The 20,780-nt window shown below is 56.5% G+C and carries 21 protein-coding genes; 18 read left to right on the top strand and 3 right to left on the bottom strand.

Annotation, left to right across the window (positions count from 1 at the left end; translation table 11 throughout):
• Nucleotides 1-9 precede the first annotated feature (9 nt).
• The 4 genes from Q0778_RS03865 to Q0778_RS03850 are packed head-to-tail and all read left to right on the top strand — an operon-like array spanning nucleotide 10 to nucleotide 4,779.
• Nucleotides 10-1,995 (top strand): alpha/beta fold hydrolase, encoded by a 1,986-nt coding sequence (locus Q0778_RS03865; RefSeq protein WP_298334148.1) that lies wholly within the window; start codon nucleotides 10-12, stop codon nucleotides 1,993-1,995.
• Nucleotides 1,992-2,594 carry a recombination protein O N-terminal domain-containing protein gene (locus Q0778_RS03860; protein WP_298334145.1) on the top strand — a complete coding sequence of 201 codons (603 nt, stop codon included), beginning with the start codon at nucleotides 1,992-1,994 and terminating at the stop codon, nucleotides 2,592-2,594. Before Q0778_RS03865 ends, Q0778_RS03860 begins: the two co-directional genes overlap by 4 nt.
• 13 nt (nucleotides 2,595-2,607) lie before the next feature.
• Nucleotides 2,608-3,672, top strand: coding sequence for a 3-isopropylmalate dehydrogenase (gene leuB, locus Q0778_RS03855; RefSeq protein ID WP_298334142.1), 1,065 nt, complete (start codon nucleotides 2,608-2,610; stop codon nucleotides 3,670-3,672).
• A gap of 15 nt (nucleotides 3,673-3,687) precedes the next feature.
• Nucleotides 3,688-4,779: a glycosyltransferase family 2 protein gene (locus Q0778_RS03850; RefSeq protein ID WP_298334139.1), complete on the top strand. Its 1,092-nt coding sequence runs from the start codon at nucleotides 3,688-3,690 to the stop codon at nucleotides 4,777-4,779.
• A gap of 36 nt (nucleotides 4,780-4,815) precedes the next feature.
• On the opposite strand, the gene Q0778_RS03845 is transcribed toward Q0778_RS03850, so the two are convergent.
• Entirely contained in the window at nucleotides 4,816-6,165 is a 1,350-nt protein-coding gene (locus tag Q0778_RS03845) for a glycosyltransferase family 39 protein (RefSeq protein WP_298304149.1), read from the bottom strand.
• 55 nt (nucleotides 6,166-6,220) lie between these two features.
• Nucleotides 6,221-6,643 carry a hypothetical protein gene (locus tag Q0778_RS03840; protein WP_298334136.1) on the bottom strand — a complete coding sequence of 141 codons (423 nt, stop codon included), beginning with the start codon at nucleotides 6,641-6,643 and terminating at the stop codon, nucleotides 6,221-6,223.
• A 97-nt stretch (nucleotides 6,644-6,740) separates the two neighbouring features.
• Here Q0778_RS03840 and Q0778_RS03835 point away from each other — a divergent pair, with 97 nt between their 5' ends.
• The 11 genes from Q0778_RS03835 to Q0778_RS03785 all read left to right on the top strand — a co-directional run bounded on the left by Q0778_RS03835 (nucleotide 6,741) and on the right by Q0778_RS03785 (nucleotide 17,268).
• Nucleotides 6,741-7,274 carry a TetR/AcrR family transcriptional regulator gene (locus tag Q0778_RS03835; RefSeq protein ID WP_298334133.1) on the top strand — a complete coding sequence of 178 codons (534 nt, stop codon included), beginning with the start codon at nucleotides 6,741-6,743 and terminating at the stop codon, nucleotides 7,272-7,274.
• A 12-nt stretch (nucleotides 7,275-7,286) separates the two neighbouring features.
• On the top strand, nucleotides 7,287-8,504 hold the full coding sequence (locus Q0778_RS03830) for an aminotransferase class I/II-fold pyridoxal phosphate-dependent enzyme (RefSeq protein ID WP_298334130.1): 1,218 nt from the start codon (nucleotides 7,287-7,289) through the stop codon (nucleotides 8,502-8,504).
• A gap of 386 nt (nucleotides 8,505-8,890) precedes the next feature.
• Nucleotides 8,891-9,793, top strand: coding sequence for an ATP-binding protein (locus tag Q0778_RS03825; protein ID WP_298334127.1), 903 nt, complete (start codon nucleotides 8,891-8,893; stop codon nucleotides 9,791-9,793).
• Between the two features lie 48 nt (nucleotides 9,794-9,841).
• Entirely contained in the window at nucleotides 9,842-10,465 is a 624-nt protein-coding gene (locus Q0778_RS03820; protein WP_298334124.1) for a response regulator, read from the top strand.
• Complete coding sequence (locus tag Q0778_RS03815; protein ID WP_298334121.1) at nucleotides 10,465-10,875, top strand: response regulator; 411 nt, start codon at nucleotides 10,465-10,467, stop codon at nucleotides 10,873-10,875. Before Q0778_RS03820 ends, Q0778_RS03815 begins: the two co-directional genes overlap by 1 nt.
• A 400-nt stretch (nucleotides 10,876-11,275) precedes the next feature.
• On the top strand, nucleotides 11,276-11,692 hold the full coding sequence (locus tag Q0778_RS03810) for an ester cyclase (RefSeq protein WP_298334118.1): 417 nt from the start codon (nucleotides 11,276-11,278) through the stop codon (nucleotides 11,690-11,692).
• A gap of 26 nt (nucleotides 11,693-11,718) precedes the next feature.
• On the top strand, nucleotides 11,719-12,408 hold the full coding sequence (locus Q0778_RS03805) for a type 1 glutamine amidotransferase domain-containing protein (RefSeq protein ID WP_298334115.1): 690 nt from the start codon (nucleotides 11,719-11,721) through the stop codon (nucleotides 12,406-12,408).
• 233 nt (nucleotides 12,409-12,641) lie between these two features.
• Nucleotides 12,642-14,156, top strand: coding sequence for a SulP family inorganic anion transporter (locus Q0778_RS03800; RefSeq protein WP_298334112.1), 1,515 nt, complete (start codon nucleotides 12,642-12,644; stop codon nucleotides 14,154-14,156).
• Nucleotides 14,157-14,477: 321 nt separating this feature from the next.
• Entirely contained in the window at nucleotides 14,478-15,098 is a 621-nt protein-coding gene (locus Q0778_RS03795) for a 2-hydroxychromene-2-carboxylate isomerase (RefSeq protein ID WP_298334109.1), read from the top strand.
• 11 nt (nucleotides 15,099-15,109) lie between these two features.
• Nucleotides 15,110-16,189 carry a phosphotransferase gene (locus Q0778_RS03790; protein WP_298334106.1) on the top strand — a complete coding sequence of 360 codons (1,080 nt, stop codon included), beginning with the start codon at nucleotides 15,110-15,112 and terminating at the stop codon, nucleotides 16,187-16,189.
• Nucleotides 16,186-17,268: a hypothetical protein gene (locus tag Q0778_RS03785; protein WP_298304171.1), complete on the top strand. Its 1,083-nt coding sequence runs from the start codon at nucleotides 16,186-16,188 to the stop codon at nucleotides 17,266-17,268. Before Q0778_RS03790 ends, Q0778_RS03785 begins: the two co-directional genes overlap by 4 nt.
• On the opposite strand, the gene Q0778_RS03780 is transcribed toward Q0778_RS03785, so the two are convergent.
• Nucleotides 17,265-18,680, bottom strand: coding sequence for a beta-lactamase family protein (locus Q0778_RS03780; protein WP_298334103.1), 1,416 nt, complete (start codon nucleotides 18,678-18,680; stop codon nucleotides 17,265-17,267). The genes Q0778_RS03785 and Q0778_RS03780 overlap by 4 nt on opposite strands.
• A 270-nt stretch (nucleotides 18,681-18,950) precedes the next feature.
• Between Q0778_RS03780 and apaG the strand changes: the two genes are divergently transcribed.
• The 3 genes from apaG to Q0778_RS03765 all read left to right on the top strand — a co-directional run bounded on the left by apaG (nucleotide 18,951) and on the right by Q0778_RS03765 (nucleotide 20,763).
• The gene (apaG, locus tag Q0778_RS03775; protein ID WP_298304175.1) at nucleotides 18,951-19,355 is read left to right on the top strand and encodes a Co2+/Mg2+ efflux protein ApaG; all 405 of its coding nucleotides are present in this window, start codon (nucleotides 18,951-18,953) and stop codon (nucleotides 19,353-19,355) included.
• A 96-nt stretch (nucleotides 19,356-19,451) separates the two neighbouring features.
• Entirely contained in the window at nucleotides 19,452-20,243 is a 792-nt protein-coding gene (locus Q0778_RS03770; protein ID WP_298304177.1) for a LysR family transcriptional regulator, read from the top strand.
• Entirely contained in the window at nucleotides 20,236-20,763 is a 528-nt protein-coding gene (locus Q0778_RS03765) for a GNAT family protein (RefSeq protein ID WP_298334100.1), read from the top strand. The genes Q0778_RS03770 and Q0778_RS03765 overlap by 8 nt, the downstream gene beginning before the upstream one ends.
• Nucleotides 20,764-20,780: the final 17 nt, after the last annotated feature.

The following is a 20,780-nucleotide window of genomic DNA, read 5'->3' as shown; positions in this document are numbered from 1 at the left end:
AGAACTCCGATGATCCGCTCAACATTACTCGCAAGCGCAGTCGCCATTACGGCTGTTGCCGTTCCTTTGCAGGCACAAGAAACCTTTGGTGGAGCCAAGGGCGCTGACCTTTCAATCGAAGCGATGGAACCCGACGGATCGGATGTGAGCTCGGGCCGCGCAGGGGAGTATCCAGCGGACATTGCGCGCTATTTGCTCGCCAACGGACCCGGAAATGCGAACCTATCCCCTGACGGCGAGACCATCGCATTCTCGTGGGATGTCACGGGCCAGCCTGAGCTTTGGGTAATGCCAGCAAGTGGCGGCGTTCCCAAGCAAATCACTTATCAAACCGGGGTGCGTTCTCCGATCTGGACGCCCGATAGCAAGGGATTGTTTTATTCCGCCGATCGCGACGGAAATGAGCAACCAGGCTATTTCATGCTCTCCCCCGATGGCATGACTGAGACTGAGATATTGCCAGCCAAACGCGGCGACTTCCGCATCTTTGGTGGTTTTGCCCAAGACGGAAGTTACATCTACGCTTCGACCGCTCGCGGTGCCGGCGTATTTGATATCTACCGCGGGACAATGGGCGGGCAGTCCGAGATGATCATTGAGTCCGAGCTCGGACTTTCAGCGCGGTCGATCTCACCTGATGGCAAATATGCCGTCGTGACCGAGACGGTGGGTGAGGATGGCAATAATCTCTTTCTCCTCGACCTGATGACGCGCGAAATGAAAGAGATTTCCGAACCTCCGGTAGAGCGGCGTGCAAGCCACACTCTTGCAGGGTTCGAATGGCGCCCTGATTCAGACAGCTTCGGTTTTTCAACCAATGTGAACCGCGAATATGGTGCACTCGCCAGTTATTCTGTTGCGCGCGGCGAGTGGCGTACGGTTGAGGCGACCGATGCCGATATCGAGAATCTCGAAGTGTGCGGCGAGGGTCAGAGTGAGGTCGTCATCTACACGGAGAACCGCGACGGCTTTGATACTTTGCGCATCCGCACCGCAAGGGACGGGAGCGACCGCATTGTGCCACAGCTTCCGGAAGGCAACTATTCACTTGATTGTGAAGGGAGCACCGAACCCAAGCTTTTGGTTCGGGTCAATGGCTGGCAAACGCCCGGCGAGTTGTGGATGGTCGATCCGATTGCTGGCACCGGTGAAAAGATCTTCGCGGCAAACCTTGCGGGGCTTGATGCAAGCCGTCTGATCCGCCCGCAAGTTGTGCGTTACACCGCGCGCGATGGCGTGGAGTTGCAGGGTCTGCTTTACCTTCCAGTAGGTGCTGAAAAAGGGGAAAATGCGCCACCGGTCGTATTCTCGGTCCATGGTGGACCATCTGCCCAGTCTCAGGCGACTTTTGATGCGGTGGCACAGTATCACGTCGCGCGCGGGGTCGCGGTGTTTGAGCCCAATGTCCGTGGTTCTACTGGGCTTGGACGCACCTATTCGACCCTCGATGATCGGGAAAAGCGCCTCGATTCCGTGCGCGACCTTGTCGACTTGAAACAAGCGCTTGCGACCGATGGCCTGATCGATGGGGAGCGCGCAGCGGTTATGGGCGGCTCTTATGGCGGCTATGCCGTCAATGCTGTGCTGGCCGAGTATCCGGGAGAGTTTGTTGCCGGTGTCTCACTCTTCGGCGTCGCCGATTGGATCACAGCACTTGAGATTGCTTCACCGGCTTTGAAGGCCGCGGACAGGATCGAGTATGGCGACATCACTGAGCAGCGCTGGCGCGATTTCTACCAAGTCAATTCACCCATTCGCAAAGCCGACCAGATCACTGTGCCGGTGCTCTATTCGCACGGCGTGAAGGACCCACGCATCGACATTTACGAAACCGAAGTGATGGTGAAGACCTTGCGCTCCAACGGCGTAGAGGCGCCTTTCGTACGCATCCCCGATGAAGGACATGGCTGGCGCAAACTTTCCAACCAGCTGTTCTATTTCCGCAAACAGGCAGAGTTTTTGGAAGCACAGTTGGGTCTGGCCGAGCCCGAATGAACTTAAGTGCCCCGGCCATCCTTATCGCCAGCCGCCCGCATGGTGAGAATGCGAGCATCGGCAGGCTTTTGACTGAGGATCATGGCCTTGTTGCGGGCTATGTGCCGGGCGGGCGGGGCAAACGCATGGGGCCGGTGATGATTCCGGGCAATGCGGTCGCGGTCGAACTGCGCTCTAAATCGGACACACAATTGCCTTTCGCGCGGCTTGAGCTCGCCAAGAGCCGCGCGCCGTGGATGACCGAGCCGCTTCCAGCAGCAGCGATTGCCTGGGCTTGCGCGCTCACCGCGAGCACTCTGCCAGAGCGCAATCCCTATCCCTCGCTTTACACAGCGCTTGACGCTCTGCTTGAAGCGATTTGTTCGGCTCCCAGCGCGCGCGGTTGGCTCGCGGCGATGGTGGCCTATGAAGCAGTGCTGTTGCGCGAGCTTGGTTATGGCGGGGTCAAACCTGACCTAACTGCGCAACTCAGTAAACAATTCGAAGCTTTCCGTGGGCTTCACCGCCCTATTCGGGACTACCTTCTTGCAGGGTCGGATCGCGATGTTATGGCTGCGCGCACCGCTTTGGGTGAGCGGTTGAAGCGCATGATCGAATGAAGGGGTAGCTCCTATGAAGATAGCCGTTTTGCCCGGAGATGGGATTGGACCGGAGGTCACCGCTGAAGCGGTCAAAGTGCTCGAAGCGCTGGCGCTACCGGGGCTGATCCTGTTTGAAGGCGATGTGGGTGGTGTGGCTTGTAAGCGGCACGGGCATCCGCTTCCGCCTGAAACGCTGACGATGGCGCGCGAATGCGATGCGGTGCTATTCGGAGCGGTAGGTGATCCAGAATGCGATGGGCTTGAGCGGTCGCTGCGTCCTGAGCAAGCCATCCTTGGTCTGCGCAAAGAACTAGAGTTGTTTGCAAACCTGCGCCCGGCGAAGGTCTTTCCCGGTCTTGAGCATCTCTCACCGCTGAATTCTGAGATTGCCTCCCAGATCGACATGATGTTTGTGCGTGAACTAACAGGTGATGTCTATTTCGGTGAGAAGGGCACGCGCATGCGCAATGATGGCTTGCGCGAAGGATGGGATATGATGTCCTATTCCGAAAAAGAGGTGACCCGAATTGCGCAGGTCGCATTCCGCACAGCCCGCGGCGGGGCTGACAAGAACCGGGTGACGAGCGTCGACAAGGCCAATGTGCTCGAGACCAGCCAAGTCTGGCGCGATACGGTGATCGCAGCGGCGGGATCGCATCCAGATATCGAACTCAGCCACATGTATGTCGACAATGCTGCCATGCAGATCATCAGCAATCCGGGTGCTTTTGGCGTGATCCTGACCGGTAATCTCTTTGGTGACATCCTTTCCGATCTGGCAAGTGCCGCGGTAGGCTCGATCGGATTACTGGCCAGCGCCTCCATGGGAGAACGCGAGACCGAGCATGGCCTGTTTGGCCTGTATGAGCCGATCCATGGCAGTGCTCCCGACATCGCGGGCGAGGGCAAAGCCAACCCCATGGCAACAATCCTCTCCGCAGCCATGATGCTGCGCCACTCGTTCGGCCTTGAAGGGGAAGCGGCGCGGATTGAGAAGGCAGTCGCTGACGCTCTTGCCGATGGAGTTCATGGTGGAGATCTGGGTGGGGACTACGGCACTCAGGCGATTGGCGAGGCCGTGCGCGAGCGGCTGTAGATAGGTTCGGCGGCGATGCCCCTAGAGCTTGCGATCATACTCCCCACGCTCAATGAGAGTGGCAATCTGGTTCCGCTGATTGAGCGGATTGAAACGGCACTGGGAGAAGGCGGCTGGGAAGTCGTAATCGTCGATGATGATAGCGATGATGGGACTGCTGACGAAGCGCGCAAACTGGCGCTGAACGACGCGCGCGTTCGCGTGATCCAAAGGATTGGCAGGCGCGGGCTTGCGAGCGCTGCGATTGAGGGCATGTGCGCCACCGCAGCGCCTTTTGTGGCTGTAATGGACGCAGATCATCAGCATGATCCGGCGCTGCTTGCACAGATGCTCGAGGTTCTTAAAGCGGGTGAAGCGCATTTGTGTGTCGCGAGCCGTTTTTTGGAAGGCGCGAGCACGGCGGGCTGGAAAGATCCCGAGCGTGAGCGGCTGTCCGGCTTTGCCAATAAGGTAGCGCGGTGGATCACTGGCGTGCAGCTGACGGACCCGATGAGCGGCTATTTCATGCTCCCCACCGCGACCGCTCGAGCTTTGGCTCCCAAGCTGTCTGGGATTGGTTTCAAGATCCTGCTCGATCTACTGGCGACCTCTGATCGACTGTTAGAGGTTAAAGAGTTCCCCCTGTCATTTGTCGCGCGCCGCGAAGGCGCGAGCAAGCTCGATCGAGCGGTTCTGTTCGACTTTTTGGCAGGGCTCTATGACAAGACTTTAGGGCGAGTGATTCCCACGCGCTTTGCCCTTTTTGGTACTGTCGGCGCGCTCGGCGTAGTGGTTCATGTCGCGGTGCTTGCCGCGCTATACCTCGCTGTCGGGGAGGGGTTCGCATTCTCACATGCCATCGCGGTGCTTACTGCAATGAGTTTCAACTTCTGGCTCAACAACTGGCTGACTTACCGGGATCGGCGTCTCAAGGGTTGGGCGGAGTTTGTGCGCGGCTGGATCGGTTTTTGCGCGACTTGCGCGGTCGGCGCGCTGGCCAATGTGGCGGTGGCGGCATTGTTGGAGCAGCAGGGCGTGTTCTGGATCGCCGCTGCGCTGGCTGGTATCCTCGTTGGATCGGTGTGGAACTACGCGCTATCCAGCCGATTTGTTTGGGGGAGATTTTAGGCAGTCGTCATTGCGGCTGTTTTCGCGACTGGCCACTCACCGCCATCCATCGATCCAGGTCCAATTGCTGAAGCTCACCGGGTCAGCCAATGCAGCGGCGGTCAGGATCGGGAAAAACACCGCAAACAACACTCCGCTTCCTGCCAGCACGCCGTAGCTCAGTTTGGCCCATCCGGCCTCACGCAGATCGCTGAGCGATAGTGCCAAGGCTCCCAGCAAAAAAACGCTGGGGATCACATAGTGGTAATAGAATTGCACCGGCTTGGGTGCGATCAACCAAAACCCAAGGCTCACACCGTACCCCACCACCATCGCCAGCCGCGCCCAATCATTGCGGAAGAGCCCGACTACAAGGCACCACACCAGCGCTGGCAAACCCAATAGCATGGTGAGGGGATTGCCGATCAAAAGAACCCCGCGCTGCGCTCCATCGACCTCTTCGTAAAGATACCAGATGCCGCGCAGGTTGAGCGTCCATTGTTGCCAAGTGCTTTGATAGGTGTGCGGGCTCAGAACTTGGCTTTGCAGTTCAAGTATCTCTGCATGGAAGGCGACAATTCCTTGCTGGACCAGCGGCGAAGGCTGCAACTCAGTACCCAGCCAATATCCCGGTGCAAAGGTCAACGCATAGACCGCTAATGGTAGTGCCCCCAGCCAAAGGAAGGCTTCCAAAAGGCTGACCCCTGGTACCGGCGCGCCACGGCGGCTGAGCACCAAGCGTCGTCTTCCTGCTGAGAGACGCGCGGCAAGAAAGGTGAGCCCAAACACCATCGCCAGCGGCACGGCATTCCACTTGGAACCCAAGGACAAGCCGATCGCAATGCCCGTGAGCGCTAGTCGCCAGCGCCCAGTCTCTGGCTCGCGAATTGCAGCGGCGAATTGCCAGGCTGCCATGCTGAGAAAGCTCACCATGAAGATGTCGAGCATCGCAATGCGGGTATGGACGAGGAGGTGGAACCCGGTAACAAGCAGCCCGCCGAATGCAACCGTCGCGAAGCGGTCACAGCTTGCATGCCACATCGCGCGCATTGAGGCACCGATAGCCAACGTACCTGCCAAGAGTGACATGATCCGCCAACCAAGCGGATTGTCCCCGAACACGTGGATGCCGAACGCAATCAGGGTCTTTCCGAGTAGCGGATGCTCGCGGTTGCGATAAGCGGCCTCGCCACCCTCCCAGACGCTCAGCAAATCGCGCGCGGCTGGAAGGTAGTGAATTTCATCGAAGTAAGGGATGCCAGGGGTGGTTAGGCGGATACTTGCGAGAGCTGTGAACAAGGCAGACACAAGCAAGCACCAACCCCAAGGGTCGTTCGGATGCGCAGGAGCACCCGCCAAGACACCTTCCTCAGGGCTCAGATTTTCAGGGGGAAATGCCTCAACCATTGCAGCCGGAGACTTAGGGGAAGCCCCCGGCGACGGGCAAGAGGGTTGTTGGTCGTTATGCTACGGCGTGTGCCTTCGTGCTTGGGGTGTCAGCGCGCCTGGCGGTGTTCTCAAGCCAGAACAGGCGTGCGATCATCGCAAGCAGGCCGATGCTGGCGGTTGTTCCCACAAACAGCGCCCAAGGCACAACATTCATACCCACTTTTCGAGCACGCGGAAGGATGAAGAATAGCGCGATCAAAACTGACATGACCAGATCCCACCACACTTGAATTCCAGTGAGATTGGCGGAATGGTTGGTGAAGAACATCATCGCGCCTTCTTGCCAGAGCTGGACTACGGTGTAGCCGAAGAACAATCCGCAAAGACAGGCAGCCAGCAAAGGGTTGCCATTTGTGGGCTTGGCGATGAGGAGGTAAACGCCTGCAAGAGCGGTTGCGGCAAAAACGAGGAAGAACAGGATTTGCAGATAGTCCATTGATCATACTCCGTATATGTAGCGGTTGCTACATGACTCTTTATTCTAATGTAGCGAATGCTACAAGTCGAAAGTTATGCCCGAGACCAAAACTCAAATGTCCAAGGAAACGCTGCTGCCCAAGCTGGCCGCCCATGTGCTTGAACATGGGTTAGGTGGGGCAAGCCTTCGTCCTTTGGCCAAGGCGGCGCAGACAAGCGATCGGATGCTCCTTTACCATTTCGGCAACAAGGAGACGCTGATCCGCGAATTGCTCGCTTATATTGCCGGGGTCTATTCGGCCGCGCTTGATATGGCGCTTCGCGATACGCGGCCTTTGACCCGGCAGGAATGCTTCGACCGCGTTCTGGCGCAAGGCAAACAGCCGATGATGCAGCCATTTATGGTCTTATGGTGGGAGATTGTCGCAGGCTCCGCGCGTGGGCTGCCTGGTTATGCGGAAGCCGCAGAAGAGATGATCACAAAACAGCTTGATTGGCTGCAATCCCAAATGCCTGAAGACGATCCTGACCCGGCAGGAGGTGCGCGCTATTTGCTGACGCTGCTCGAAGGCACTCTGATGCTTGGCGTAATCGGTCACGCGGACACAGCGCGTGAAGGACTGCTTGCGAGCAACATGGCTGAGGACTAAGCGGCGCTTGATATGAAAAAGACCACTGGAATGGACCGCGCGGCGACGCGCAAATGGCGACCACAGACACAAGCGGTTCGTGGCGGCACCTGGCGCAGCGAGCATGGAGAGACGAGCGAGGCTTTGTTCCTTACCTCGGGCTACACCTATGATGATGCGCAGACGGTTGCGGATCGCTTTGCAGGCGACGCCGACGGCATGACCTATTCCCGCCTACAGAATCCGACTGTGTCGATGCTGGAGGAGCGGATTGCACTGATGGAAGGGGCCGAAGCGTGCCGCGCACAGGCCAGCGGCATGGCGGCGATGACGGCAGCGCTTTTGTGCCAAGTCTCGGCAGGTGATCATGTGGTGGCGGCGCGTGCAGCCTTTGGATCATGCCGTTGGCTGGTCGATCATCTGCTTCCGCGATTTGGGGTTGAAACAAGCGTCATCGACAGCGCCGACAATGCGCAATGGGAAGCGGCGATCCGGCCAAATACCAAGGTGTTTTTCTTCGAGAGTCCCGCGAATCCGACGCTCGATGTGGTGGATCTGCAATATGTGTGTGACCTCGCGAGGGCGCACGGCATCATCACCGTTGTCGACAATGCCTTTGCATCGCCGGTGCTCCAGCGCCCGATGGAATTTGGTGCGGATGTCGTCGCCTACAGCGCGACCAAACTGATGGACGGGCAGGGCAGGGTGCTGGCAGGTGCGGTCTGTGGCAGCGAGGAATGGATCAACGAGACGTTGCTCCCCTTCCAGCGCAACACCGGACCCAACATTTCGCCTTTCAACGCCTGGGTTGTGCACAAGGGTCTTGAGACGCTGTCGCTCCGCGCGCATCAGCAAAGTCTTAGCGCGGTGACCCTTGGCGCGTTTCTGGAGCCGCGCATTGTGGCGGCGGGCGGACATATGCGGCACCCGGGGCTTGCCAGCCACCCGCGCCATGAGCTGGCGATGGAGCAGATGGATGCAACCGGTCCGATCTTCGCTTTCGATGTGGGCACACGGGAGAGGGCGTTCCAAATCCTCAACGCGCTCGAATTGATCGATATCTCCAACAATATCGGTGATGCGCGCAGTTTGATGTGCCACCCGGCCAGCACCACTCACGCCAATATGAGCGAGGATGGACGCGCTGAGATGGGCGTTACCGAGGGACTTTTACGGATCAATGTGGGGCTGGAGGATATCCAGGACCTTACTGAAGATATTGATCAGGCGCTGACGAACGCTGGGGTCTAACCGTCCTCAACTTCTCTTCATGACGGCGGCGAATATTGGGTTCGTAAGCCAACACTACTCTTGCATGTCGGACAGTCATCGGGTTGGCGTGATGCAACAGTGTTATAAAACACTAAGGAAAATACTGCTTCGCTCCTGGAAAGCCGATGCGATCTAAACCAGTGTTCGGGCATTGGATGCATAAGCTGAGAACTTTCGCTTTTTGATCGATGCAGATTTTGGGGCAGCATATTTTGAAAAAAATCCACGCATTCTGATACAAATATACGTTTATTATTAGGCATAATGAGGTAATATAACCAATATATGGATGATACTTACATTGCGAAGATTGCGCAAGTTTTGAGATTATTTGCAATTTGGCGTGATGATATTTGGGGTGTTCGATGGTTATTCAGCCTATTGGTGCAGTGAAATTGTTGCCTGGTCTTGATTCTCGAGTAATGCGCCGCGAATTATTGGAGATTGATACCGGCAAGCCACTGCGGGGGATTGCGGAATTCAAGTATCTGAGCAAGCCTTTTGAGCCTTCTTGCGACTGTCAGAAGAAACCGCAGGGTACGTCTCGAAAGCTGCCAGCACACCCCAGGAGCGAGCTTCAAAACAATGAAATCAAGATATCAAGCGCGGCGCACGATCTCAATAATCAGCTGATGATTATTAGCGGATCGATTGAGTTAATTGCCGCAGGTGAGGATTGCCGGGATGAAACCGTCGAAGCGATCTTGAATGCGGTGGATCAAAGCAAGAAACTAACCCGACGTTTGCTTGCGCCGACAGATAAGATCGAGGCGACGGCAAAGACCTTGAATCTGACAGATCTGATTCCCGAATTGGCGGAACGCTTTCGTCTGATCGTTGATCAACGAACCGAGATAGAGTGGGAATCGGATGCTGAATTGTGGTCGATTAGAGTCGATGAAAGCCAATTGGTCGACGCGCTACTAAACCTTGTGGTGAATGCGCAAGATGCGATGTCGTCGGGCGGTAAGCTGTCTTTTGTCTCTCGCAACGTTGTTATGAGAGGAGCATCCGCATTGCTGCCTAAATACATTGAACCGGGAGCGTTCGTCCAACTCGATGTAGTGGACCATGGTGATGGGATTGAAGGGACGGACATCGCGAAAATCTTCGATCCTTACTTTACCACAAAGCCATTCGGCGAGGGCATCGGGCTGGGATTGTTTTCAGTCGCCAAGTTTGTTGAAGCGAGCGGCGGATTTGTCCGTGCGAATTCGCAAGTTGGAACGGGCACAACGATCAGCCTTTATCTGCCACGGACGAATTGAGGGCGCTTGATACGCTCTACCAATGCAAAGGAGTGCGAGTAACGAATTATGACAATCGCGTTCAATGTTGGCCCCGCTGTCGCTTTGGTAGACGACAACAGGCAGATCCGAACTTCGATTTGTCGCGGTCTGACCAAGCATGGGATGCGGTGCCATCCCTTTGCGTGCGGCGAGGATTTTCTTGAGGGCCTGTCATACCTGTCGTTTGATTGCGTATTGCTTGATCTGCGAATGCCGGATCTGGACGGAATGCAAACCTTGAGGCGAATTCCGTCTCAAAAGCGCTACATTCCAGTCATTTTCTTCACTTCATATGCCGATGTATCGATCGCAGTGGATGCCATGAAGTTAGGCGCGCGAGACTTTATCGAGAAGCCTGCTTCAATTGCCGAGATAGCAAAAACAATCGAAGGGTTTACCGTGTCATCGTCCGTTAGGAGCCGTAATGCAGATATGGCTGGCGGCGCGAGATCGCTGGTGAAGACCCTGTCTGCGCGGGAAAATGAGGTGATGATGCTCGTTTGCGAAGGCTTCCGCAGCAAGCAGATTGCAAATCGGCTTGCTCTGAGCCCAAGAACGATCGATGCCCACCGTTACAGCGCGATCAAAAAACTTGGCGTGAATGACCTTCCTAACATTGTCCGGATGTTCCAGCTTGCGGGTGCGATCTGATGGCAAGACCGCTGATCATTCTCGTGATTGATGACGACGATCGGATAGTCGACACGCTGGTCAAGATGATATCGTGCCTTGGCCATGAAGCTGTCTGCGTTGAAAGCACGCAAATGGAAGCCATGATACGGGCTGGTAGCAAACCCGATGTAATAATGACCGACGTGTTCATGCCTAAGGTCGAAGGTCTGAGCATCATTCGGATGGTACAAAATAGCGCGTTCAGAGACGTTCCCATCCTCGCTATGTCCGGAGGAGGGAAAACCCTGGGAGGTGAGCGAGACGTCTCGAACAGCTATTTTGCAAAGGCCGCAGTTGACTTTGGGGCTGCCAAGTTCCTGGCAAAGCCCTTTAGTCTCGGCCAATTGCGTGAAGCGATCACCGAGTGTCGAGCTCTCTTATCGGCTTGACCGCTCGAAATGGGAGTCCCTTCAACTCACCCTCCGTTTGCGGCAAACCGCTTGTGCCCGGTGTACCACCGGCTGTTGGACCATCGAGGACCGCTCACCGAACGGCGCAGCAACGGGCTCGACATCTCTCCAGCCCAAACCTCACTTGCCACATGCCCGCGATGACGCTAGGGGATGCGACCAAACCTCCGGGAGCGGAATTCGATACTTTGCACTTTTATTCGGAAGACTTGCTTCAGCGCACCCGGCTAAAAGCGACGAGACAATCGTGATAGTGACTTCTGTACGTTCGGGATCGCCACACTCACTGTTCAGACCGAAGTCGCCTTGCGGGAGAATTGCACTCGCCCGCAGGCACGCCACGCTCTCCCCAGATGCCAACGTTCCGATGGAGAATCTGATGTCGCAAACTGAAATCGCTCAAACTTTCTTTGACAAATACAATGCGCAGGACGTCCCAGCTATGGTGGCGATGTTCGAGCAGGAAGGCACGGTCGAATATGTCCCGTTCGATCTGAAAGGACCGGTTGAGGAAGTCGGTCCGGGCAGTTGGGGCGTTTTGATTGCCTCCTTTCCAGACCTGAGCAATTCTGTGCGGTCGATCCGAGAAGGAGGTCAGTTTGCCTTCGTCGATGTCGACATCTCCGGCACGCAAGAGCAGGAAGCGTTCGGGGTGCCCAGTCTCGGGAGGTCATACAAGGTGAGGCACTTTTTCATCTTCGAGATTAATCCCGAAGGAAAGATTAGACATCTCACCTGCTTTTGGGACAACGCACAATGGTATCGCCAGCTCGGCAAGACCGATCTTGATGACTGAGTTCGCGATGAAGGAGAATTGCATCGATGAGTAATAGAGTGCTGATAGTTCTGACATCGCATGATCAGCTTGGTGAGACGGGCGAGAAGACAGGATTCTGGCTGGAGGAGTTTGCGGCGCCATATTACGTGTTCAAGGATGCCGGCGCGCAAATCACACTCGCGTCGCCGCTGGGCGGGCAACCGCCGCTTGATCCCAAATCGAACGAGCCAGACTTTCAAACCGCAGCAACGCATCGGTTTGAAGCTGATGATGACGCCAAAGCCCAGCTGGCTGAAACCAAGCGCCTTTCTGAGGTCAATGCAAACGACTTTGACGCGGTTTTCTATCCGGGAGGCCACGGCCCGCTATGGGACCTGTTTGAGAATGAGAACTCGATCAAATTGGTCGAGGACTTTTGGGCACAGGACAAGGTCATAAGCGCCGTTTGCCATGCGTCGATTGCCTTTGCCAACGCGCGCGACAAAGATGGCGAGTACATTGTGAAGGGCCGCAATGTGACCGGGTTCACCAATTCCGAAGAAGATGCGGTTCAGCTTACCGATGTCGTTCCCGTCCTGGTGGAAGATACGCTCATTGCGAGGGGCGGAAAATACACGAAGAAGGGCGATTTCGAACCCTATGCAACACGGGATGGCAATCTGATTACCGGACAGAATCCAGCCTCTTCGGAGGCGGCAGCACAGTCTGTTCTGGATACACTTGGCTCAGGATAGAGCGGGTAAAGCAACGAAGCAGGCTGGTCTCAAAGATTAGGGAGCTGTCATTGCGAGAAAATGGCAGAGGTCACTCTCCCAAATGGCTTTGACGAGGAGAATCCTCGCCAGCTCGCGGTAGTCTCCGTTGAATCCCCGCCTTGTGCATTGCAGCATAAGCGACTAGGCGCTTCTTCACTCTCCAAGTGATGTCGCGCTCAATCCCGCGATATGAATTCAGGACACTTCATCCCATGACCACCACCCGCTCGTTCGCGGAAACGCTTCGCCATGACTGGTTGGCGCAACCGCGTGCAGACATCCTCGCTGGTATTGTCGTCGCACTGGCGTTGATCCCGGAGGCGATTGGTTTCGCTTTGATCGCAGGGGTCGATCCCAGCGTTGGTCTCTATGCAAGTGTTGCGATAGCGATGGTGATCGCCTTTACAGGCGGACGTCCCGGCATGATCTCGGCGGCCACGGCTGCTGTGGCGGTCGTCGTGATCCCCTTGGTGCGGGACTACGGCGTCGAATACCTGTTTGCGGCCACCATTTTGATGGGCGTTTTCCAGGGGATTGCGGCGCTCTTGCGACTCAATCTCCTGATGCAGTTCGTCTCGCGAAGTGTAATCACGGGGTTCGTCAACGCGCTCGCGATCTTGATATTCATGGCACAGGTGCCTCAACTTATGCCGGGCAATGAAGGCGTCGGACCTTGGACTTGGGCAATGGTGCTTGTTGGCCTTGCCGTCATTTACGGCTTTCCTCGCATCACCAAGGTTGTACCAAGCCCGTTGGTGGCGATTGTCTTGCTCACAGCCGCGACAATGTACTGGGGTCTACCGGTCAACAATGTCGCGGGCGAAGGCGAGCTTCCGAGCGGCCTGCCGACATTTGCATTGCCGGATGTCCCGCTCACCTGGGAGACTTTGCGGATCATCGCGCCGTATTCGGCAACCATGGCAGCTGTGGGCTTGCTTGAGAGCTTCCTCACAGCACAGATCGTCGACGACATGACCCACACCGACAGCGACAAGCAGCGTGAGGGGGCAGGGCAAGGCATCGCCAATATTGTTGCGGCATTCTTCGGCGGCATGGGTGGTTGCGCGATGATCGGACAGTCGGTCATAAACGTGGCCTCAGGCGGGCGAGGGCGCTTGTCGACCTTCACCGCTGGCGCGTTTCTGCTCTTCTTGTTGACTGTGCTCGGGCCGTATGTCGGGCAGGTGCCCATGCCTGCGCTGGTCGCGGTGATGATCATGGTGAGCATCGGAACCTTCAGCTGGAACTCAATCCCTAACCTTCGCCGCCATCCGTCAAGCAGCTCGATCGTCATGCTCGCTACTGTTGTGGTGGTGGTTTGGACCCATGATCTTGCCATGGGCGTGCTCGTTGGCGTGCTGCTCTCCGGCATTTTCTTCGCCAATAAGGTCAAAGGTCTGTTCACTGTCGAGCGTGTGCGTCGCCCTCATAGTGCGGTTTATGTCGTCACCGGTGAGATATTCTTTGCCAGCGTCGAGAAGTTTCAGGATTTGCTTGGGCCCGAAAGTCAATATGAGGACGCGGCTCACAATGTGGTGATCGATGTCTCCAAAGCGCATTTCTGGGATATTTCAGCGATTGGCGCGTTGGAAAAAGTGGTCGAGCGCATGCGGCGCAATGGTCGACACACGCGCGTGGTCGGCCTGAACGCTGCGAGCGCCGATCTGTTTGACAGATTTGCACTGGAGGATCGCACCGGGCTCGAACTGGGTCTTGCGCCTCACTAATTGAGTGAACGCAAACGCCAAGAGCCGAAACGCCGTGCTTTCGCACAGTGTCCCGGCTCCCAAGCACATCCGCCCTCATTGACAGCAACTGAAGGGCGTTTGGAACGACCAATTGTGGCCTTACAGCCTGTACCCCCATCGGCGGCACGCACGCCATTTTGCAATTGGTTTCTAAGGAAACTGGTAGAAACGGACTTAACGCGAATTTCACCACGTTGGTCAAAGCCGACGCGATGATTCTCATTTCGTCTGTGTTCCAGACTTGCCAAGTTGGCTCTCTCATGCGAGCGTTGATGCAATGAACCCCGGGAGAGAACAGTTATGGCCAACCGCGTTGAGCTTATTTTCGATTTTGTTAGCCCCAACGCCTACCTGATCTGGTGGCCATTGCGAGAGGTTGTTGCTCGAACCGGAGCTGAACTTGACGTGACGCCGGTGTTTCTGGGCGGCATGCACAAGCTCACTGGCAATGCTCCACCAATGATCCGTGACGCAGATGTGAAGGGCAAGCTCGAGTATTCGATGATCGAAATGCAGCGTTTTATCGCCAAGCACAGCCTCTCAAAATTCAAAATGCACCCCAAGTTCCCGTTCAATTCCATCACCTTGCAGCGGATGCTCTTGGCTGCTGAGCAAGACGGGCGTGCGGTTCAATTTGTCGAAGCCATGACCAGCAATATCTGGGAAGACGGCTTGGATGTTACTGATCCCGAAGCGCTCGGCGCAGCGGTTCAGGCGGCAGGCTTCGATGCAAGAGACCTGTTCGAGCGTAGCCAAACGCAAGAAGTCAAAGATGCTCTAGTGGCGAACACCGCCGATGCGGTTGAACGCGGGGCCTTTGGCATTCCGACCATGTATGTCGGACCCAAAGGCGAGAAGGGCGAGATGTTCTTTGGCAAAGAGCGTCTAGCGCAGATTGAAGAGGAATTGGCGAAGGGTTAAACCCTTTGGCCATGAGCGAATTTCCAACGCACCCAGATCATGTCACGCCCGAATGGCTGTGTGATGTGCTGGAAGGTACAAATGCGCTCGACGCGGGTGCGGTAACCTCGGTCGCTTGGCGGCCGATTGGGACTGGCCAAGTTGGTGACAGTGTTCGTTTCGAGCTGACCCACGAGAGTGGAGAAACCTCCACTCTTGCGGCCAAGTTTGCCGCTGAGGATTCGACCAGCCGTGGCACCGCCCAGATGATGCGCCTCTATGAAAAAGAGGTGCGTTTTTACAATGAAATTGCCCCTGATCTGGCCTGTCGCTTGCCACGAACTTTCGCCAGCGAGGTCGGCGAAGGTGGGGCGACTTGCCTCCTGTTGTTCGAAGATCTAGGCCCTGCGCGCGGCGGAAACCAGATTGCGGGCTGCGACATTGCGGATGCGCGGCATGCCATTCTTCAGGCCGCTTCGGTCCACGCGCCCAGCTGGCAGCGAGAAGAGCTGATCGGCAAGGACTGGCTCAAAACCCCCGAAGCGATCGCCGCGCAAATTGGAGGGATGTACGCCCACGCGCAGACCATCTTTGCTGAACGCTACGCTGATGTGCTTGAGCCCGGATATATGGATTTGTGCGAACAGTTTGCTCCTCATTTCGATGCCTTGAGCGCGCATTCAAAGCCGCCCCAATGTCTTGTTCATGGCGACTTTCGGCTCGACAATATGTTGTTTGATGTAAAGGGCGGGGCAGAGCCCATCGCCATTCTTGACTGGCAAACAGTGACCAGCGGCAAGGCGATGACGGATATCGGCTATTTCCTTGGCACCGGTATCGGAAATGATCTTCGCCGAGCACACGAGGACGAGCTTCTTGAGCTGTATCTCAGCGCCATGGCTGCACGCGGTGTGTTACTGACCCGCGATGACATCTGGGACGACTATCGGATCGGTGCGCTGAGCGGTCTTGCGACCAGTGTTTTTAGCGCTGCATTTGTCGAACGCACCGATCGAGGCGATGCTAATTTTCTGTCCATGGTACGAGGAGCTTGCGGGCTCGCGCTGGATCATGGCTCGGTTGAAGCTCTTAGGGAGGCCAGCGGCCAATGACACTTTCTCATGGTGATGACTTTCCGATCCACCAAACGCCGGACCCCATCGCCTTTGCGGGCACGGATCGCAATTTCTATGATCGCTATTTCTTCAATGGCTATGCACCCGATGGTGGCGGCTTTTTTGCGCTCGCCTTCGGCGTGTATCCGCATCTCGATGTGGCCGATGCGCATTTCAGCTTTATCCGCGACGGCAAGCAGTATTGCCTCCATGCCTCATGCGAACTTGGTATGGAGCGTATGTCGCTTGAGGTCGGCCCGATCAGCATTGAGGTGATCGAACCGCTCCAGCGCCTGCGTGTTTGCATTGCGGAGACTGATGGCATTTCAGGTGAGTTCGAATTCACAGGCCGCTCTTTTCCGATCGAAGAGCCGCGCTTTGTCCGCCGCATCGGCCCGCGAGCCTTCATGGACTACACGCGAATGACTCAGAATGGGCACTACACCGGTTGGATTTCCTGCGATGGTGTACGCGAGGAGATGGCGCAAGGCACCATGGGAACACGCGACCGCAGCTGGGGTATTCGCCCCGTAGGTGCCCGCGATATGCAGCCCAACCCGGGGCAGGAGGCGCTACAATTTTTCTGGCAATGGACGCCGATCAACCTCGAAGATGCGTCGCTCTTTTTCCACATCAACGCGGATGCGCATGGCAATGCGTGGAACACGCGGGCGGCTTTTGCGCCCGATGGCGTGGGCGCGAGCGGCATTTTCGAAGGCGGAGCGACGCTCTCCAGCGAGACTCAGGAAGGCAGCCGCTGGCCAGCTAGCGGTACGCTATCCGGGATAACCGCTCTAGGCGCACCGCAAGAGCTGAGCCTAGTCGCAATCGAACGTTTTCAAATGAAGGGCCTGGGCTACACTCATCCGGTGTGGGGGCATGGCCTTCATCACGGCCCGCTTAAGGTCGAGCGCGAGGATTTTGACTTAAGCGCTATCGACCCGGTGCAACTCGACAACCGCCATGTCCAGATGATCTGCCGCATCGAGAATACAGGCGGTACTGCCAAGGGTGTTGGTGTGTTCGAGCAGCTGATCCTTGGGCCTTACACGCCTTTGGAGATCGAGGGGATCTAGTCGCCGCCAAGTTCTTTCAAAGCTTGCCTGGCGGATTCTGCCGTTGGGTCCAAGGCCAGAGCACGTTCATAGCTTTCGATCGAAGCCTGCGTATTTCCAGCGGCGCGGTATCCTTCGCCTAGGCTATCATGAAGGTTCGCCGATTCTGGGTAGAGCTGCACTGCCCACTTGAAGATCACAACGGCATCATCAGCTTTTTCTTGCCGCAGGTACTTATATCCAAGGCGATTGAGGGTCCTCTCACGTGTATCATATTCGGATAGCTCTTCACCGAAGCTGTCAATGGCCTTCTCGAGCGCCTCCAATCCACCGGAGAAAGCAATAGGAGACAGGTATTCATCGAGCTGGCGCTTGACCTGTGGCACACCACCATTGTTCAGCATGATCATCAAATTGCGGCCCATTTCGATCACGGCGGAACCGTTGTTGGTGTTGTTCAAGACAATCACCGCATCGCGGTTTTCCTCGGATCGGATGTAGAAGCTTTGATAGCCGGGAATACTCCCTGTGTGGTGTGCAACGCTCAATGTGCGATCATTGCCAAGCGGCCATTCCTCAACGCCCCAGCCAAAACCATAAGGAAAGCCGGTTTTCTTTGTGTGCATCAACGCGCGAGCATCAGCAGAAAGGAAGCTGGGATTGTAGAGAGCGCTGTCGAACCGGAAAATATCGTGAGCGTTGGAGTAGATGCCTGCCGCGGAGAAGAAGACGCTCGCATCAACCTTTAACGGCTGGATTAGGCTCCCGTCTGGCCCTCTGGCATAGCCTTGCGCGAGGCGTGGAAGCACGGAGTCTTCCGAATACACACCGCTGTATCTCATATTGGCTGGCGCAAACAAATGCTCTTTTAGGTTGGCGGCATAGGATTGACCTGTCGCTGCTTCCACAATCAGGCCAAGCAGGATGAATCCCGCATTGTTGTACCGCCACTTCGAACCCGGTTCTTCGATGAGTTCGGGCTTGATCCATTCGGATGCAAATTGTGCCGGCTCAAATGTCAGGCGCGCGGTTGTGTGATACCACGGGTCATTGAAGTTATTTGGCACATCTTTGAGCCCGGATGTGTGGCTTAGCAATTGTGCGACTGTAACCCGGGCCGCGCCGGTGTCTGCGTAGAGTTCAGGAAGATACAGACCGAGCGTTCCGTCAAGCGACACCGCGCCTTGCTCAACCAATTTCATTACCAAAGTCGCAAGGAAGGGTTTGCTCAGTGATCCGATGCGATAGCGCGCATCGACAGTATTCTTGACCCCCCACTCGAGGTCAGCCTCACCGTAGGCCTCCTCCAAGATAACCTCGCCCTGCCGCGCTATAAGGACAGTCCCGCTGAAATCTCGCTTCTCGACATATTGCTCGACAACGGCGCGAAGCTCTTCTTGCGAAGGTTGGGCGAAGGCGGGACTGAGAAACAAGGCAGCGAGAGCCAACCCAAAGACAACGATGTGCGAGTGGAAAATCTTCAAAGTGGGCCTTTCAACTACGAGTGTAGTCGTTGGTATCTGGAGAAATATAGGCGGTCAAGTAGGTCCAGGGTTCAGCTCTTATAATCCTGATTTGCATGACAATTTCATCCTGCATGAAACTGCGCGAAAAATCGTGTGAAACAAGTAGGGCAGTTCATCGTTAGTTACCCAAAACTGGGCTCTTGCGAGCAATCATCAAATCGTTACCTTAGGGACAATATGAAAGAACTCTTCCAACACGCTGCAACCACTGACGGCATCACCGTGCGGGTCGCGGTCAATTTCTTGCCTGAACAGTCTCATCCTGAGGCGGGTAAGTGGTTTTGGGTCTATCATATCCGCATCGAAAACGGCTCGCACGAAGAGGTGAAGCTTCTCACCCGCCATTGGCGCATCACCGATGCACGTGGTATGGTGAACCATGTCGATGGAGAAGGTGTTGTAGGGGAGCAGCCGCTTCTCTCGCCGGGCGAAAGCCATGATTACGTTTCCGGCTGTCCGCTGACGACGATGCATGGCTCGATGGAAGGCTTTTACACTTTCGCAAAGCCCGATGGCGCGTCGATGGAAGTGCGCATCCCATTCTTCCCACTCGCCGCGCCTGAGACGGCTGACGGGCGTTAAGCGCCTGACTACTAAGGCTCTGGATGGGCGCGGCTTTGTGGCGCGTACGCATCTGTGATCTTGCAGTGAGCCGATTGGCGACCTAAGTCGCTTTTTGTGAAACGCACGCATCTCCCCCTAAACGCCCTGCGCGTTTACGACGCCGCCGCAAGGCATTTGTCTTTCACACGGGCAGCCGATGAGCTTGCGGTTACACCGGCAGCGGTGGGTCAGCAGATTCGTGCCCTAGAGGATCACCTTGGGGTCGTGCTTTTTCGTCGTACTTCCAAAGGCTTGGAGCTGACGCCTGAGGGTGAGGCCGGGCTAGATCCCTTACGTGAGGGTTTCTTGCAGTTCGAGGAAAGCGTCGCGGCGATGCAGGCTGGTCAATCGAGTGACCGTTATACAATTGCCGCTCCGCGCGAATTTTACGCCTCCTGGCTTGCTCCGCGGATTGCTCCGTTTCAGGCGCAGACACCGGGGGTGCAATATATCCTTGCGCCCGATGAAGCGTCCGACTTTACCGAGGCCAATCTCGACATTGCGATCCGCTTTATTGCCGGGCCGGGAGAGCTCGAAGGCGTGCAGCTCGCGCCTGCATTGCAAGTGGCTGTTGCTGCGCCCGGTGCGCGCGATGCCTGGATCGATTGGCCTGAGGCGGGTCTGCCCGAAGGTGTCAAAGCCTGCGTCAAGACGGCGAGCGCTGGTCAGGCGATGAGCTCTGCGCTGGCCGGCATGGGACGAACGGTCCTTCCGCTTGCTTTGGTTGAGCGTGCGCTGGCGGATGGACGGTTGGAAAAGCTTGACGAGCCGGTCGAAGCCAAGCGTGCATATTGGTTGGTCGCCCCGGTGCCGCAATGGCGGAGCAAGAAGGTCAAGGCGCTGGTCAAGTTCCTGACCGATGGTTGAGGTTCCCACGCTGACAACGGAGCGTTTCACCATGCGTTCGCTCAGGCGCGGGGACGAGACGGCAATGTTCCCCACCATGGCGGATGAGCAGCAGAGCTTGTATCTCACCCGCCCCAAGTTTGAGAGCGAAGAGGAGCTTTGGGGCTGGTTCGCGGCGCCCGATTGGCCGGGCCGCACATGGATCGCGATGGATGCAAGTGGGGAGGTCGCGGGCCGTTTCGTCGCAGGGCCAGGGCATGGCGGCGATGACACCCACGGTCCGGTGTTCGAGATCGGCTATATCGTGGTGATGCACCGCCAGGGAGAGGGCATCGCACGGGAATGCTCCGAAGCCCTTATCGCTCACCTCTGGACCGAGGGCGCACGCAAAATCACCGCCGAAGTCGACACTCGCAACACGCCCTCCGTCCGCCTTCTCGAAAGCCTCGGCTTCACCAGAGAGGCGCATTTCCGCGAACATGACGCGACCCATATCGGTATGTGTGATGTTTACTGGTACGGCAAATTGCGCTCTGAATAAGGCCGGAGTCGGCTTGG

Origin of the sequence: uncultured Erythrobacter sp. (assembly GCF_947502395.1) — a bacterium.
Lineage (GTDB): Bacteria > Pseudomonadota > Alphaproteobacteria > Sphingomonadales > Sphingomonadaceae > Erythrobacter.
Note: the sequence above shows the minus strand (reverse complement) of the source record. Positions and strands in the feature narration are given on the sequence as shown.